The sequence below is a fragment of the Akkermansia sp. RCC_12PD genome (genome assembly GCF_036417355.1).
Lineage (GTDB): Bacteria > Verrucomicrobiota > Verrucomicrobiia > Verrucomicrobiales > Akkermansiaceae > Akkermansia.
In genome coordinates, this window is sequence record NZ_CP143889.1 from 1,517,444 (window position 1) to 1,532,911 (window position 15,468).

Genomic DNA, 15,468 nt, shown 5'->3' on the forward strand with positions numbered 1-15,468 from the left:
AGGAAGGATGCAGAAGGAGGAAACAGCGCGAAAATAAAGTAACCCGCGCATGAGAGATATATTGAAGATAATCAATAAGATTTGCTATCATCCTTGCCAAGGTATTACTTTCCCAGGCAGAAGGAGGAAAAAATGGCTCCCAGCACGTCTTCCGTGTCCACGGCTCCCGTGATTTCCCCCAGATGGGCCAGAGCTTCCCGCAGTTCCAGAGCCGTGAATTCCGGGCTTTCCTGCCGGGAGATGGATTCCGAGGCCAGGTGGACGTGTTCCAGGCACAGGCCCAGTTCATGCTGGTGCCTGGCGTTGATGGCCACCAGGGAGCTTCCCGCTTCACAGGGCAGTTGGGATGCAAAGGTGCGGATAATGGCTTCTTCCAGCTCTTTCCTGCCTTCTCCCGTGGAACAGGAGAAATGGATTCCGGAAACTTCCTGCCAGTCCGAATGGATCCCCAGGTCGCATTTGTTCAGGATTAGCAGGCTGGGCGTATTGCGGTTTTCAGCCAGAAGAGGGGCGGTCCGCGGAAGGGAGGCGTCCATCACTTCCAGAACCAGGTCTGCGGTTTCCAGTGCCCTGTTAGTTCGCAGAATGCCGGCCTGTTCAATGACGTCGGAGGATTCCCTGACTCCTGCCGTGTCAATCAGGCGCAGGGCCAGCCCGGCGATCTGGATGGATTCTTCCACGGTGTCCCGCGTGGTTCCGGCAATGTTGCTGACAATGGCGCGTTCGTATCCCAGCAAGGTGTTGAGCAGGCTGGATTTGCCGACGTTGGGCGGTCCTGCGATGGCTGTCCGGATACCCTCCCTCAACAGGCGTCCTGCGGCAGCCGAACCCAGCAGGCCGGAAAGCTGTTCTTCTGCGTTGCCGAGCCGTGAGAGAAGGGCGGACGCAGTGTCCGGAGAAATATCCTCGTCCGGGAAATCAATATAGGCTTCCACATGTGCCAGGACGTGGACAAGCTCGTCCTTAAGTTCATCCACCCGTGCCCCGATGTTTCCGTCCAGCTGGGATTGCGCGGCTCTCAGCGCCAGATCGCTTCCCGCGGAGATTACGTCCATGACGGCTTCCGCCTGGGTCAGGTCCATTCGTCCGTTCAGGAAGGCCCTTTTCGTAAATTCTCCCGGTTCCGCCGGAGATGCCCCGCACCGGTACAGGCGTTTCAGGAGGCGTTCCGTTACCAGCATGCCGCCGTGGCAGGAAATCTCCACCGTATCTTCCCCCGTATAGCTGGCGGGAGCCGGGAAGTAGGTAAGCAGCACCTGGTCGATGGGGGTGCCTTCCGCATCCAGCAGATGAGTCAAGACGGCGCGGCGGGGATGCAGGCGCTCCGCAAGACTCGGGCGGGTGCATTTGGCCAGGATCTCCATACACCGACCACCGCTCATGCGGATGATGGCGATGGCTCCCTGGCCTGCGGCGGTCGCCTGGGCGGCTATGGTGCGTTCCGGACCAATCATGACTCTATGGATTCAAAGAAGCCGCCGCCAAGCAGTTTGCCGCCATCGTAAAACGCGCATACCTGCCCCACGGCCAGGGCGCGCAGCGGCACGTCAAAGCTCAGGCGCACCTTTCCTTCCTCCAGATATTCGCAGGCGGCCCATTCCGCCTTGGCGCGGTAGCGCGGCTGGGCCATAATGCGGGAGGGCAACGGTAACAGGGTGTTGGAGATGCCGCCGACAACCGCATGGGAGGCATACAGGCCCTGTGTGGAAGTCTCTTCATACCCCAGGATAAGCTGGTTGCGCTTCACGTCCTTCCCCACGACGACGTACGCGACTCCTTCCCGCGGAGAAGCCACTCCGTGTCCCTTCCTCTGACCCATCGTGAAAAGGTGCAGTCCGTTGTGGGTGCCGAGAATCCTGCCTTCCGTATCCACAATTTTTCCGGGTTTGTCCGGCAGGTAGTGCCGCAGGAAGTCGCTCATCTTCACCTGGCCGATGAAGCAGATGCCCTGGCTGTCTTTCTTGTGGGCTGTGGGAAGGCCGTATTTGTCCGCCAGCGCGCGTACTTCCGGTTTCAGCAGATCGCCCAGGGGAAACATGGCCTTGGCAATCTGGGCGGGCCGCATCAGAGAGAGGAAATAGGACTGGTCCTTGTTTGGGTCACGGCCGCGCAGGATGAAGGAGCCCTGCGGCGTGTCGAGCCTGCGGGCATAGTGGCCGGTGGCGACGTACTCGAATCCTTGTTCCAGGGCATAATCCAGAAACACGCCGAATTTCATTTCTCGGTTGCATAGCACATCCGGATTCGGCGTGCAGCCGGCACGGTAGCCTTCAATCAAATAGTTCACGATGCGTGCGCGGTATTTTTCCACGAGGTCGATCACACGGAATTCGATCCCGATTTTTTGAGCGACAGCCAGCGCGTCCCGAATGTCCTGTTCCCATGGGCATTCCCCGGGAATGCCTTCATCATTCACCCAGTTTTTCATGTAAGCCCCCACGACTTCATGGCCCTGCTCCACGAGCAGCGCCGCCGCAACGGAACTGTCCACTCCGCCGGATAAGCCTACAAGAATACGTGCCACTGTGCTGGAAGGAAAATTGATGCCGACGCTCCCTGTCTCCGTTTGCGAGATTCGCTGCGCCAACTCCTGTAAATCAAATATGGCCCGGCAAGCCAAGGAAAAAGTGGCATCATTACGTGATGGGAAAGGCTTTCCCATTGGTCAGAAGGAAGGGATGTGGCGGACGGATCCAGTGTTTCAGGAGGTGAAGTCCTCCGTATGGGAAGATAACCGTCTGGAAAGATTTGAATTTATGATTTTTTTGTCTGATTGCGATTTAGGCGACTGATACGATTTATGGAAAGACTGTTTTTTTGAGAAACTGCCTTTTTTGATCATGGTGCTGTCCGGGCTGTTTTCGATCCGTCTTATTATTAATTGACTTTAAATGCTTTTACCATGTGGCTGAATAAATTAGGTGGAGGCGTATGCATAGCGTTCTGGATACTTTATGCGTTGCTGTCATGTTATTTTTTAATTAGTTTTTTGAATTTCAACAAGTTGTGATATGATTATTTGCGGTATTATGGACAATGGATGGAAGGATTGATGCCATGCAGGGATTTATTTGATCAAAAAGGGCCGTTGATCTGATCTATGGAGTGACCTTTTTATTGTTCAAATGATTTTGGCTGGTCTTTCTGCTGGAGCTGGTGACCATATTTGTTTCCATGGCATTCAGTTATAAGATTGATGTTCTATTTGTTTCCGCCAAAAAGGCGTTTTTTATTTTTTTGCTGCTTGTTTTACTCCTTTGCAGTTTTCCCTATTATGGAGAGAATATACGGTTACCGTTTATACTCCAGCACGTGGCAGAATGGATGAAGTGCCGCATTGGTTACTTTGAAATCCGTTCGATGAAAATAAACACCATACCGGGGGCGCATTATGCCCTTACTTGTACAACTGGCTGTACCGTGAAAGCCATTCTCAATGACGGAAAGAGGTCTCTCACCATACTGGAAGTAACTGCTGCCGGACAATTCTGTTTTACCGCTCCTACGGAAACCGTAGAGGTCTCCGATGAGAATGCCCTTGTAACGCAGACTTTTAAGGGCGCCGTTTTGGGATTGTCTGCCCAAGACGGCGGTATTAAAAACGGTGAGGATGCTGTTCTGAAGAATTTGACAGCCCAGGGAGGTACGTTTTCCAGCACTGTGAACGCCAACGGGGGGATTAATATTCCCGTAGCTCCATCCATGGACACGCAGGCGGCCAGATTCCGCGAGGTGCAGCTTCTTCAGGAGATGGAGTTTTCTCCATTGAGGACTTATTTCAAGTCTCCCGACCCTGTTCCCTTTGGCGTGCTTCTGGACCGTTTTTGGTGGGCTGCCAACAGAGATAATATGCCGGCATGGACAGTAGCCACGGCCGAGTTTTCCCAGATCAGTCCTGACTATTTCAATTTCGATTACGACAGCTTGACGAGTTGCTATTTTCCGATGTCCTGCGGTTTGGGGTTTGGACGGTGTTTCGATTCCATCGCCATCGGCAATGTTGCTTTCAATGCGGATTACGCGAGCCTGGATGGAGATCCGTTTGTCACGCCCGCGGATTATATGAGGTATTGGGTTGATGTTCAGATTGGCCGTCCGGCCAATGCTCAGTGCAGCGTGTTTGTCCGCATGTTCTGGTGGGATCGTGGTTCCAACAGTCTCGTCAATACCGAGTATCGCTCTTCAGTTCCTGACAGTCTTGCGTTGCGGGGGGTGGCCTTGTCCATGACGAGTGAGTTTTCCGGGGTGTGGCTGGTTGGTTTTGATAAGAAGGTTGGCCGTCTTGTTTCCTATAAGGTTTTGCCGGAGACGTTTGAAGGGAGTTCCTATCGTGGGGTACTATCCAATAATAGATTGTCTCTGGCAAAGACAGGATGGCATGCGGCTATGGGAGTCCATGCTCCCCGGTATTATGGAGGGACTGTTGTGGGAGAGTGGTGCAGTTTGATTCAGGCCAGTTAGAGTTATGAGTGAAAGACAATTACAAATTCAGTTTCCCCGGCCCGGAGTGTGGGAGGAGTTTACGATGACCGCCGTGTACCGGGATGCGGAGGGTTACATCCGCACGGACCGCTATACGCAAAAAGAAATACCCTCCAATTATCTGGAGGCGTTTGCGGGAGTAGTGTCTGTCCTGTGCGTTTTGTCGGATGACTGGCAGGCCAGACAGGTGTGGGCGTGTTTGCATGATGCTCCTGCCTTGGAAGAGGAAGATTTTCAGGATTCCTCGAATATTGCAGAAGTCGTAGTTCTGACGGTGGAAGCGGTTAATGCCGGAGGCGGACGCCGCATGTTTACATCCGCACATTATCCGAAGTTCGCGATTGATGCTGATACCGCCGTGGCGTTTTTCAAGCATTTTACCGGGTTCGGTAACAGTGGCATGAAAAATGGAATTGAAGTGGCTGGACGGAAAAAGCTACTGCTACACGGCGAAAAATCATGACTTCAGATCCTGCATGATGCGTTTTGCAAGCTGCCGTGCGGTAGAATTTTGATCGGCCGGCAATTCCCGGAGCCATTGTTCCCGTTTCAACCAGGTGCGCTGGCGTTTGGCGTATTGCCGGGTGGCAAGAGCCAGTTTCGCTTGGCAGATTTCACGAGTAATCTCCCCGCGAAGCATGCTGCGTATTAATGCTAGACCCAGGGTCCGTTCCGCCGTGGCGGAGCAGGGCCCCAGGGTGGCTATTTCTTCCACGGCTCCCTCTTGCATCATGCGCGCGGCGCGGAGAGCGATTCTGCTGTCCAGTTCCGGAACCTCCCTGGTGATGGCCCAGCCAGGCCCCCGAGGCGGCTTCAGCCAGTTCCGTTTCCAGAAGGAGAGGGGTTTTCCTCCGGCAAGGACAATTTCCAGATTGCGTTCCACATACCGCCGATTGGAGGAATTGGTCAGGACTGCACCTTCCGGGTCCAGGGAAGCCAGCCTGGCGTACAATTCTTCCGTGGAATAGTTCGCAAAAGAGGCGCGGAGGGCGGCATTCCCCGGCGGCGCTTCCGACAGGCCGTGAGAAAGGAATTTGAAGTACAGGCCGGAACCGCCCGTGATGATGGCCGTTTTTCCGCGGGAATGAATATCCTTCACGCACCGCATGGCGCGGTGGTAGTGTTCCGTGGCGTCCCAGGGCATTTGGACTGGAATGATGGAAACCATGTGGTGGAGAATGCGCGCCCGATCTTCCGGGGAAGGAGCCGCCGTCAGGATGGGAAGTTCCCGGTAGACCTGATAGGCGTCCGAACTGACGATCTCTGCTCCCAGCATTTCCGCCAGTTCCACAGCCACGGCGGATTTTCCCGACCCGGTGGGACCTGCCAGGAACAAGGTCATGGGAAACGCTATTTTGTTGGGGGGAAAAGTTTCAATCATAACATGGAGCAATGGCGGATAGTGCTTGTTGTTTCCGTGAGATACCTAAAAGCTGTTGAAGAAAAGGGTAAAGTGAAGACGAGATGGCTTCATATTTCAGGGCGTTGAGATGCAGGGCGCCCTAAGTGTAAAGGTTGGTATCCTTTCCCGGAAGTAAGAAATAGAGGGGAGGAATACGGACATTTTTTCAAAATCCTGTTTGAACAGCATTTTTTGAATATTTCTGTGCGCGATCCTTTTTGGTAATAAGCAGTGGAATGATAATGATGACGGTTGTTTCAGGGCTGTAAATTTCCTTGTTTTTTTAACGATGGCCATATTTCTTAAAAGAGTCGGCCAACCCAGACTTTTTTGTCCTCTCATATTCATGACTCCTGAAGGGAGGAAAGAGATGCTCTGTTCCAGAAAAGAAAGGGGATGAGCAGCGTATAACGCCGTTTGAACGCTTTTTTCCAGGAATTATTTCGACCCATGAAATAGGCTGCCAAAATCAGGAAGAATGCCACCCAGCCATTGAACACCGGCAGCCGGAACATGCTGGCGAAAGAAAAAATCGGCGTATGGACACATGCAATCAGGCATGCTGCAAGAAATCTGGATATGTCAATCCAATGTTCTTGGGATGATGCGTTTTTATCAGAAAGATTTGTTTGAGGAATTTGAGATGTCATGACAGAATCTGCCTTTTGGCAGTCCTGAGGCAGGCAAGAGAAATGTTCAAGGGTAGATGGCTCCCGGTGTTTCTCAAGGATGTTTGAGGCGTTCGGGAAGAGGTTTGTTCTCTGCGGGATTGCCGATGGCGAGACAGCCGGAGGGAACGTCTCTGGTGACGACGGCTCCCGCGGCGACCACGGCTCCGGGACCGATGGTGACGCCTTTCAGAATAATGGCTCTGGCGCCAATGAAGCATCCTTCCCCGATATGAATGGGGCGCCCCTGCTCCGGTTGTCCCCAGGTATTCCCCCATCTGGCGCCGCGCAGGGGATAGTGCATGTCATTGTCCAGAATCAGCGCGTTTGCGCCTATCAAGGTGTGGCGCCCTATGTGGATGCCGTTGACGCAGACCAGAGTGGCTCCGCTGACGCCGCAGCCGTCTTCCAGAGTAATGCGGGCTTCATGTGAAAGAGCCGCCAGGCAGGCATGATGGGAAAGAACCGGATTCATCCGTGCCATGGAGTGGATGGTGACGCCGTTGCCGATGGTGATGGAAGCTCCCGGGAATTTTTTGATCCGAGGCAGTCCGGACAGGATGACGCCCGTTCCGGTACGCACTCCCCGGAGTTTGAGGAGCAGGCATCCTATTCCGGAGAGCAGATGGATAAGGAATAATTTCATCAGCGTAAATGCAGCATGGTGTGATAACGTGAGAGGCAATCAGCCGCTGTTTGCTCTGCGTCAAGCAGACGGCGGCATTCCTGATGTTCCTCCATTCCCATGGAAAGGGCCGTATCCAGGTCTTTGGAAAGTTTCAGTGCGGCTTCCCTGATGGCTCCGCTGTCGCGGACTGGGATGATGTATCCCGATATTCCATCTTTGACATATTGGACCTGCCCCCCTTCCGCCGTGGTGATTACCGGGAGGCCCATGACTCTTGCCTCCTTCACGATGTTGGGACAACAGTCCGCCAGGGTGGGATGCGCCAGGAACCACGCTGTGGAGAGATGCTGTTGGAGTTCTGGGCGGGAAATGCTGCCCAGCCAGTGGATATTAGGCGTAGATTGGGCTTCCAGACGTTCTCTGAGAGCGCCTCTGCCTGCAATGAATAGCTGGATATGCGCAAGATCCGGATGCGAGAAAGCCTCCACCAGGTAGGAGATGCCCTTCAATTCATAAATAGTTCCGGCAAAGAAGCAGGAGGGTGTTGGAGAAGGTCTTCTGGCAAGATGGTAGAAGGAGGGCTCCACTCCGTATTCCATGCAGGAAAGCCGGGCATGGGGAGCAATCTCCGCAACGCGGTCGCACGCCCAGGGAGATTCACATGTAATCAGGTCATAATGCCTGACGGCCAATCGTTCCCAGAACGCCTGCATATGCAGGAGAAAAGCCTGCGGCGCGCGCTGGCAATAAGCGGTAAGGGCGCCTTGGTAGGAAAGGAGCTTCTTTCCCCGGAAGGTTCTTCCCGCCATCGCGTAAGCCTGTTCCACGCCCCATATGTGCAGGAGATCCGGCCGTATGCCGTTCAGGGTTTTGCGTATCCTCCGAACCGTTAGAAAATGGGCTGTAAGGATATTTTTGCCCATACTGCCCAGGGGAAGGATGTGGATAGTTTGGTTGTGCGTGTGGATAGTCTCCCCGGTAGAAACATCTTTACTGATTGTAATCCAATGGATATCAAAATCTTTCTGGTATTCCAAGGCATGGAAGAGGGCAAAAAGCCAGGGAATTGTACGCTGATCCTTGTCGCGAAAGGGAGCCAATAGCCGGCCAAGTGGCAGGTCGGCTGCTATGGCTAATACGGGGCGAAGGCGTTTAGTCGGCATGGCTTGAAGAATAGAGTTGGACGGAGGTGGAGGATAGCAAAGCGCTTGCGAACGGAGCAGGATACGGACGAAGACTTTTTTTGCGGATGGAGAAACTTATAAAAAATCCTGAATCCAGCAGACGGGCGATGAGGTGAATATCCCGGTTCAGGGAGTTCACGCTGTGTTTCGTTTCACAGGCATCCAGGTCTGCGTGGAGGGGAAATGTACGCAGCGATGAAGTGCCGCCCCTTGCTCATGAGCAACAACATAAATGAAAAGGAGGAATAAAGCAAGAACGCTGTATGAATCTTTACCGGATTCTTCCTTATACGGGGCAAGTTGTGAGTTTGTTTTTTATTCGGCGGTTGGAGGCAATGCGGTTCCGGGGAGAGGCTGTTTAAGACGCTTTGGAATTGTCTAATATGCCAACAGCTATTCATGCTTCAGCCTGGAATCTTTTTCCCGTTTAAGGCGGCGTTATCTCTGGCATATCCTTTTGCTTTCCTGCCGGAGAGGCGGCCTGCTTCAGCTCCCCTGACCGTGATGGATAAACTGCGCCTTCCGGTCAGCAATTTGACGCGGCGGTACTCAACCTGATGGCGAAGGAAAGTGCGGGAAAACCCCGTGCGGCGATCCGTGAATGATTTTCTTACGCCTCCGTGGCGCTGAAATCCTCTACGGACTCAGACACAATGGCGTTGATTTCCATGGTGGAAAACCCGTAATACGCCGGGTTCAGGCCGGACAGGCCGACATGCTGAGTCAGCGTCCCTATTCATACTTGCTGGATTCCCGTTGTGCCGGAATTGTCAATATCTAGGTAAACTTTCCCCAGGAAATTGCTCTCAAAGCAATGTGTCCCGCGCACCGTCGCTATCTTCATGCAGGGGGGTGTCGTTGAGCCGGAATGAACCAGACACAGTGCCCCTCGTTCCTCAGTATCTATCTGTCCATCCTGGTACTGTTCATAAACAATCTTCGCGACGCACAGGGGAATCCGCTGGTTTCCAGCAGCCTTGGCAAGAGAATGCTTCTTTTCACCTTCATCCCGGCCTCCTGATTGGACCAGTAAACCTCCCGGACGCGTACATGGTAACCACCTGCAACGGCGTCACGCGCGGGATTGAACGTCATATCCAGAATCTCTCCGAAAAAAGAACCGGAGGCGGAAGGAATAAGCGTGAAAGAATCCATCCCCAGCCCCGCGAGGAAGACGGCGGGGACCTTATAAACAGGCAGCGTCACCTTGCAGGAACCTGGGACAGGGAAACCGGCAGCGCAAAACCGCGCGTCCCGCTATAATTATGATAGGAATGGCCCGATTCGGCAAACCCGATCCTAGCCGAGACCGCTGTTTGCGCAGGCACCCGCAACCCGATGGAGACAGGGGCAACGGCCTCATCAAATGAGGAGCCTCCGGTGGCGGAACAGGAAGATTTCACAGGATAAGACGGGTGGGAAAAGCACTCGGCCGCCAAGGCCAGCCCCGCGGCATAAAGACGGCTGACCGCCGCCGTGTCCGTCGGAGCGCCCACGGCCAGCGAATGTTGATGCCCCCGTTGTCATTGATGGACCCTGTAAAAGTTCCGGGCTCCGCCGTCAGGTGCTTCAACACGGCATCTTCTCCCGGCAGGATGCCGCCCCGGACGGACAATCCCGGAACGGCTGTTTTGGAAGCCTTTGTGATCAGGGCGTCGCCGACGGATACTTCCACAGAATCCGTCGGAGCCGTAAAACCGTGTTGGCCTTTTTCCTGCGCCTCCAGAATAAGCATGGAATCCCCGCCGGTGTTTAACACAGCGCGAACGGTACAGGCTTTTGTACAAGTTACTGCATAAGAACTTCCCTTAATGGTATCGACTTTCATAAACGAATCGCCGGGGAAGTCATCAGGTCTAAAACGTTGACGTGTTCTGGAAAGCGTTTACGGACGGACATTTCCGGATGCAGCGCAATTCCTGAATGTAAGGAAATGGGAATGACCCGCTGGAAGGAAAATGACTGGAGCCGGTATTCCGTGATGAAGGATGGCGTTGAAAATCGGACGGATGCCGGGAAAATACGGGAACAGCCGCCGCAATCCTGCCGGTATTCCCGTGCAAGGGCTGTTCGCTTTTCTGCGGCAGGCATTTGGCCCGTGTTTTGCTGCCTGCGGAAATGCCGAATTTTCTCATGGAACAATCATTGGGCCTGGCAGGGAAGAGAGGGAAGGTGCAGGTGGTAAAACGGAGCGGAATTCATACGACGGACACGGATCGCGCGATGCGGGAAATATGTATGGCAGGCGTTCTCGTTTTATTTTTGCAGCCGGACTCTTAACTTTTGCAGCAACAGGAGAGGTAATGAAAAAATGATGACATTCAGGCAGTTGAATGAAACGAACAGAGCAATCCAGAGGCTGGTCAGGGTGCCCGTCATGGCTTTTCTCTCACGAATGTAGGGCAGCCACGCGTTGAGCCGGCTGCACATGATCCGGTCAATCCAGAAGCCCTGGGACATGCTTTGGTAATAATTCATGGCGGCGCGTGCGTCTTCCCGGTTTGTGGGGATGGCCATGAAATGCCTGAAAATGGCGGCATCCTGCTCCACTTTCGTATTCAGGTCAATGGGGGTGTACACGGCGGAATCCCGCCTTTGCCTGTACAGGACGGTGATGGAGTCATTGACGCCGATTATGGGGTGGAGGGAGGCGATGGACGCAAATGCGACAAGGTCTTCGCCATAGCGGAGATCCTCGGGGAACATGCCCCCTTCCGGGATGGCGTCACGGCGGATGATCGTCGATGATGTATGAATCCGAAAGTTATGGTCGGTAAAATAATGACACAGGCGTAAAACGGGCTGTTCTCCGGGATGAATATTTTTTTTATCCTGTTCGGGGGAAAAGCTCTTGGCATAGTTGGACGTGTACCATGCTGCGTTGGGATGAGCCTGAAAAAAATGGGCGGCGTGGCTTAAGTGCTCAGGCAGCCATATGTCGTCTCCATCCAGAAAGGCAATATAAGTGCCTTTGGCCGCGTTGATGGCGATATTGCGCGCGCATGATACGCCTTTGTTACGTTGATGGAGTACGGTAAGACGCGGATTGTCAAGCCTGTCCAGCAGTTCTGCCGTGCCGTCCGTAGAACCATCGTCAACGATGATGATTTCATAATCATCCCACAACTGGTCTTTAATTCCCGAAAGCGTCTCCTGAATATAATCCACTAAATTATAGACGGGGATAATAATACTGAAAAAAGGGACGCGGGAAGGCATTGTTATGTTACGGAATATTTCTCCGGATGAGGCTTGAAGTTAAACTGCGCAGAATACAGTATAAGCGGTACTATAGAAATTTCCTATTCGTGGTCAATGGCAAAGAAAGGGAATATCGACGATTCCCGCAGGAACGGGAAAAGTTCTTCTTGAATATTGTCTCTAATTCCTTTAGGGAAAGTTTGACTGTTATACGTTCATGAAAGTTCTCATCTCCGGCATGGCCTCATGGCATATGGACAAAACGGCTGCTTCCTTTGAGAAGCTGGGCTGTTTGTCCGGCATGTGGGTGAGCAGCAAAAACAGGGGGCTTCCCCTTGGGAAATATAAGCGCATTTGGCCCTACCATTTGGGCATGAAGCCTTTTTACCATGCTGCCCCTGCTTATCTTGAAGAGGAGATGAGGTGGAGGAGCCTTTGGCTTTATGATTGTTGGGTAAGGAGGCAGGAGCTCCCTGCCGATGTGGATGTCGTGCAGTGCCCGATGGGTTCTTGTACGCCTGTGTTTGACCTGGCTGAAGCTTCCGGAAGAACCATTCTAAAGGTGTTCGAAGCCATGAACGGGCATCCCACTACGCAACGCGGCTATTGGCAGCGGGAGGCGGATATCTATTCCCCCGGTTTCCGGATTCCCGTAGGAGAAAAAGTGTGGAGCCGCATGAACCGGGAAATTCATCGGGCCGATTGTGTTTTATGTCCCAGTACCTATGTTATGGAGAGTATGGTGGCCAATGGCGTTTCACCGGAAAAATGCCTGCTGAATCATTTTGGCGCGGACACTTCCCTCTTTTTCAAAAGAAAAAAGGAAGACATCCCTTCCTTCCCCAAATTCATCATTACGGGGAGCCTGACGGTTCGGAAAGGCCATCAGTACCTTTTCCTGGCTTTTCAGAAATTGGTCGAGCGATATCCCGATGCGGAGCTGCATGTATACGGAGGCATCCGGCCCGATTTCCGGCTGCTGTGGGAGAAATGGAAAACCTGCCCGCATTTGTATCATCATGGGTCCGTAGCCCAGCAGGAACTGGCGCGCCAGCTCGGCTCGTGTACGGCGTTTATACTTCCTTCCCTGGAAGAGGGGTTCGCCCGTTCGCTGCTGGAAGCCATGGCTGTGGGGTTGCCCATCATTGCGACTCACGAATCCGGGGCTACAACGCTGCTGGATGACAGGTCCGCCAGGATCATCCCTGCCGCCGATGCGGAGGCTATTTACTGGGCCATGAGGGAACTGTGCGACAACCCCGCCTTGGTGCACAGCCTGGGCGAGCAGGCGTATGCAGCGTTTGGCGGTTCGGAAAATACCTGGGAAGCCTACGCCGGGCGTCTTGCTGAAGCCTATCGGGAACGGCTGGAACGCTTGCGGGGAAGCGCTCAAAACGGACTCTGCGGCTAGGGAAAGGAAGGCGGCTTCTTATTTCCGGGCCGAACACAGGGAACTGAGGAGAAGAAGGTATTTGGCTGCAACTCGAGAGATGCGGGCAAGGAAAAAGGCTGTATTTTTCTGCGGAGTTCTGAAATTGAGCAGCATATCCATATAATAAGGGGCGATGGGCGAGGCTAGCAAAAGCCGGTAGTCATCCAGTATGGCGGCCGGCAGGGTCTCCTTCAGGGATCTGGCGTCTTCCTTAAGCATGGTTGCCGCGGCGGTGTGGCTGATGCCCGTCGTGTCAAAATAAGCGATAAATTCGTTGATGGGCTTGAACGTGGCTGACTCATGAAACAGAAGTGAAAGCAGCATTTTCCTGTCAGCGCAAATTCTGTAAGTCTCATCGAACGGATGCTTGCGGCAAAGCCGTGTTCTCATGAATGCCGCCTGGTGGCAGAAGTTTTTGATGATGAAATACAGGGTGCCATTTCTCCACGGCGGGGATGCCTTCCCGCCTGACCCCCCTGTCGTTATTACCCTTCCGCAAAACACGTCGGGAGCAGTTCCCTTCCGGTGCATGTCGGCAAGAACTTGAGAGGAATAGAAACAATCTCCGGAATTGAGAAAGCAGACATATTCCCCATGTGCCTGTTTCAGCCCCTTGTTCATGGCATTGTAAATGCCGGTATCCCGTTCGCTGGCCCAGTATGAGAGGGCGCCCTGGTATTCTCTGATGACTTCGGCGCTGCCGTCTGAAGAACCTCCATCAATGATGATATATTCATAATCGGTGCATTCCTGTTTGATGACGCTTTGGATGGTTTTTTCCAAACCTGCCCGGTTGTTCAGGTTGATGGTGACGATGCTGAATCTGGGAGGAGTGTCCTTCATGTTTTTTTGGTGGCACCTGATGATCTTAATTTATAGGGGAAGCGGCGTAGCAGGTCTCTTGCGCCCTGGCTGATGCATAATAGCAGAATGCCGTAACATACCGAGAAAGGCGCGCAGAGGCAGACTGCGTAGGACAGCCATGAACCGAATGAGGAACTGTGGTTGGGGAAAAGCGTAAGAAAAGGTTTGCTGATAAAATGAAAAGCCGTGTATAAAATGGCAAAGGCAAGCAGAAGGGGAAAAGTTTTTTTCCAGTACAGCAGGTAGGAAGTTTGCAATCCCCGGGAAAAAAGGTAATAGGGTTTCCATAGGACAATGATAAGCGCTGTACTGATGATCTTGCCCAGCAGAATACCATTGATGCCCAGATAAAAGGCTGTGGCAACGGTAATGCCGACGTTGAGAATCACTTCCGTCCAGGCGGCCCATGTGTCTGCATACAAACCGAAAGCCGTATTGAACATATCTACCGTGCCGCGGGTAATCATGATAAATACGTAAATCATCAGCAGAACCACAATGGAATTTTCCAAAATGTACTCACTGCCCAGCCACAGCGAAATGAAAGAATTGATGAGATGGTAGCTGCAAAAGACGATGATGCCGGCCAGGAAATACCGGAAAGCCATCAGTTCCCAGAATACGGACAGTATTCTTGGCCGGTTGCCCTCTGCAATCAGATTTCCGATCCCGGCGGTGATACTGTCCATAGTGGTGGTGAACAGCCCCGTAATGCGGGTGGTGATGAGAGTATAGTTGCCGTAATAGGCAACCATGGAAAGAGAAACGAAAGCGAAGACAAAAATCTGGTCGCTTTGCATTAACAGGAAATCCTTGATCTTGTGGATAAAAACCTGTTTAGTGCGGATCAGGATATCGGGATATTGGCGCTTGAGGGCAGCGCCGTTTCTGGTGCATGTCTTCAGCCAGGGATAGACCTGGCGCACCTTCCACCTTAATATCAGCGAGTATAAAATGCCGAAAGATAATTCGATGGCAATCCAGATGTACGGATTGCCGTATTTCCAGGTCAGAGCCATCTGAAGCAGTATCTTGAGAATATTGGCTGTCTGGAAATAGGCTGCGACCAGATAATTCTTTTGATCGGCAACAAACAGGATTTGCGTGTAGTTGACGAAATAACTGAGCAGAGACGAAAACAGGAATGTGTAGAAGGCGCTATAAACAACGCCGTAGGAAACAGGACTGTTCCGAAAGATCAGAGGAAAAAACGCGCTGAGGATAATAGCTGCGCCAAAAACAAATACCCCTATTTTTTTATAAAAAAATCCAAATAAGGAGATAATATCGCTGATGTCAGTTTTTTTGTTCTCCTGCAATGGTTTATAAAGGGCGAACGAGATGGCTGCCCCCAGGCCAAGTTCAGCCAGATTCATCAATCCCAGAATATTTTGCAGAGTGCCGATCAGCCCCAGAAAATTGCTTCCAAGCGATTTCAGAAAAATAGTGCGCGAAAAAAACGTACATGCCAGTGTGAGAATATAAAAAATAAAACTGACACGGGCATTTAGAATGCTTTTTTGGACGCGGGATTTTGGCATGTTAAAGCTGAATCGGCATATTGAGAAAACAAATCCAGTCAGGAGAAATGATTACTGGCGGAAGAA

The 15,468-nt window shown here is 52.5% G+C and carries 15 protein-coding genes; 4 read left to right on the forward strand and 11 right to left on the reverse strand.

The genetic code is table 11. The features are described from left to right. Positions 1-104: 104 nt before the first annotated feature. On the reverse strand, positions 105-1,454 hold the full coding sequence (gene mnmE / locus V3C20_RS06335; protein WP_130084317.1) for a tRNA uridine-5-carboxymethylaminomethyl(34) synthesis GTPase MnmE: 1,350 nt from the start codon (positions 1,452-1,454) through the stop codon (positions 105-107). After that, positions 1,451-2,524, reverse strand: a complete 1,074-nt coding sequence (mnmA, locus tag V3C20_RS06340) for a tRNA 2-thiouridine(34) synthase MnmA (RefSeq protein ID WP_130084318.1) — start codon at positions 2,522-2,524, stop codon at positions 1,451-1,453. The genes mnmE and mnmA overlap by 4 nt, the downstream gene beginning before the upstream one ends. Positions 2,525-2,603: 79 nt before the next feature. Between mnmA and V3C20_RS06345 the strand changes: the two genes are divergently transcribed. The 3 genes from V3C20_RS06345 (at position 2,604) to V3C20_RS06355 (ending at position 4,945) form a co-directional block, all read left to right on the forward strand. After that, positions 2,604-2,792: a hypothetical protein gene (locus V3C20_RS06345; protein ID WP_130084319.1), complete on the forward strand. Its 189-nt coding sequence runs from the start codon at positions 2,604-2,606 to the stop codon at positions 2,790-2,792. Positions 2,793-3,174: 382 nt separating this feature from the next. Next, the gene (locus V3C20_RS06350; protein ID WP_149874307.1) at positions 3,175-4,461 is read left to right on the forward strand and encodes a hypothetical protein; all 1,287 of its coding nucleotides are present in this window, start codon (positions 3,175-3,177) and stop codon (positions 4,459-4,461) included. 4 nt (positions 4,462-4,465) lie between these two features. Beyond that, positions 4,466-4,945, forward strand: a complete 480-nt coding sequence (locus tag V3C20_RS06355; protein WP_295874956.1) for a hypothetical protein — start codon at positions 4,466-4,468, stop codon at positions 4,943-4,945. On the opposite strand, the gene miaA is transcribed toward V3C20_RS06355, so the two are convergent. The 7 genes from miaA to V3C20_RS06390 all read right to left on the reverse strand — a co-directional run bounded on the left by miaA (position 4,940) and on the right by V3C20_RS06390 (position 11,583). Then, positions 4,940-5,824 carry a tRNA (adenosine(37)-N6)-dimethylallyltransferase MiaA gene (miaA, locus tag V3C20_RS06360; protein ID WP_161981679.1) on the reverse strand — a complete coding sequence of 295 codons (885 nt, stop codon included), beginning with the start codon at positions 5,822-5,824 and terminating at the stop codon, positions 4,940-4,942. The genes V3C20_RS06355 and miaA overlap by 6 nt on opposite strands. Positions 5,825-6,228: 404 nt before the next feature. After that, positions 6,229-6,534, reverse strand: a complete 306-nt coding sequence (locus V3C20_RS06365; RefSeq protein WP_130083342.1) for an acyltransferase family protein — start codon at positions 6,532-6,534, stop codon at positions 6,229-6,231. 73 nt (positions 6,535-6,607) lie between these two features. Continuing rightward, complete coding sequence (locus V3C20_RS06370) at positions 6,608-7,198, reverse strand: DapH/DapD/GlmU-related protein (RefSeq protein WP_130083341.1); 591 nt, start codon at positions 7,196-7,198, stop codon at positions 6,608-6,610. Continuing rightward, the gene (locus V3C20_RS06375) at positions 7,198-8,343 is read right to left on the reverse strand and encodes a glycosyltransferase family 4 protein (RefSeq protein ID WP_130083340.1); all 1,146 of its coding nucleotides are present in this window, start codon (positions 8,341-8,343) and stop codon (positions 7,198-7,200) included. Before V3C20_RS06375 ends, V3C20_RS06370 begins: the two co-directional genes overlap by 1 nt. A 1,420-nt stretch (positions 8,344-9,763) precedes the next feature. Further along, positions 9,764-10,123: a hypothetical protein gene (locus V3C20_RS06380; RefSeq protein ID WP_130083339.1), complete on the reverse strand. Its 360-nt coding sequence runs from the start codon at positions 10,121-10,123 to the stop codon at positions 9,764-9,766. Positions 10,124-10,188: 65 nt separating this feature from the next. Continuing rightward, positions 10,189-10,455 carry a hypothetical protein gene (locus tag V3C20_RS06385; RefSeq protein ID WP_149874230.1) on the reverse strand — a complete coding sequence of 89 codons (267 nt, stop codon included), beginning with the start codon at positions 10,453-10,455 and terminating at the stop codon, positions 10,189-10,191. Positions 10,456-10,620: 165 nt separating this feature from the next. Further along, positions 10,621-11,583, reverse strand: coding sequence for a glycosyltransferase family A protein (locus V3C20_RS06390; RefSeq protein WP_149874231.1), 963 nt, complete (start codon positions 11,581-11,583; stop codon positions 10,621-10,623). A 199-nt stretch (positions 11,584-11,782) separates the two neighbouring features. On the opposite strand from V3C20_RS06390, the gene V3C20_RS06395 reads away from it, so the two are divergent. Next, complete coding sequence (locus tag V3C20_RS06395; protein ID WP_130083336.1) at positions 11,783-12,976, forward strand: glycosyltransferase family 4 protein; 1,194 nt, start codon at positions 11,783-11,785, stop codon at positions 12,974-12,976. 18 nt (positions 12,977-12,994) lie between these two features. On the opposite strand, the gene V3C20_RS06400 is transcribed toward V3C20_RS06395, so the two are convergent. Then, a complete protein-coding gene (locus V3C20_RS06400; RefSeq protein ID WP_130083335.1) occupies positions 12,995-13,840 on the reverse strand; it encodes a glycosyltransferase family 2 protein in 846 nt (281 codons plus the stop codon). Next, the gene (locus tag V3C20_RS06405; protein ID WP_130083334.1) at positions 13,837-15,402 is read right to left on the reverse strand and encodes a sugar transporter; all 1,566 of its coding nucleotides are present in this window, start codon (positions 15,400-15,402) and stop codon (positions 13,837-13,839) included. Before V3C20_RS06405 ends, V3C20_RS06400 begins: the two co-directional genes overlap by 4 nt. Positions 15,403-15,468: the final 66 nt, after the last annotated feature.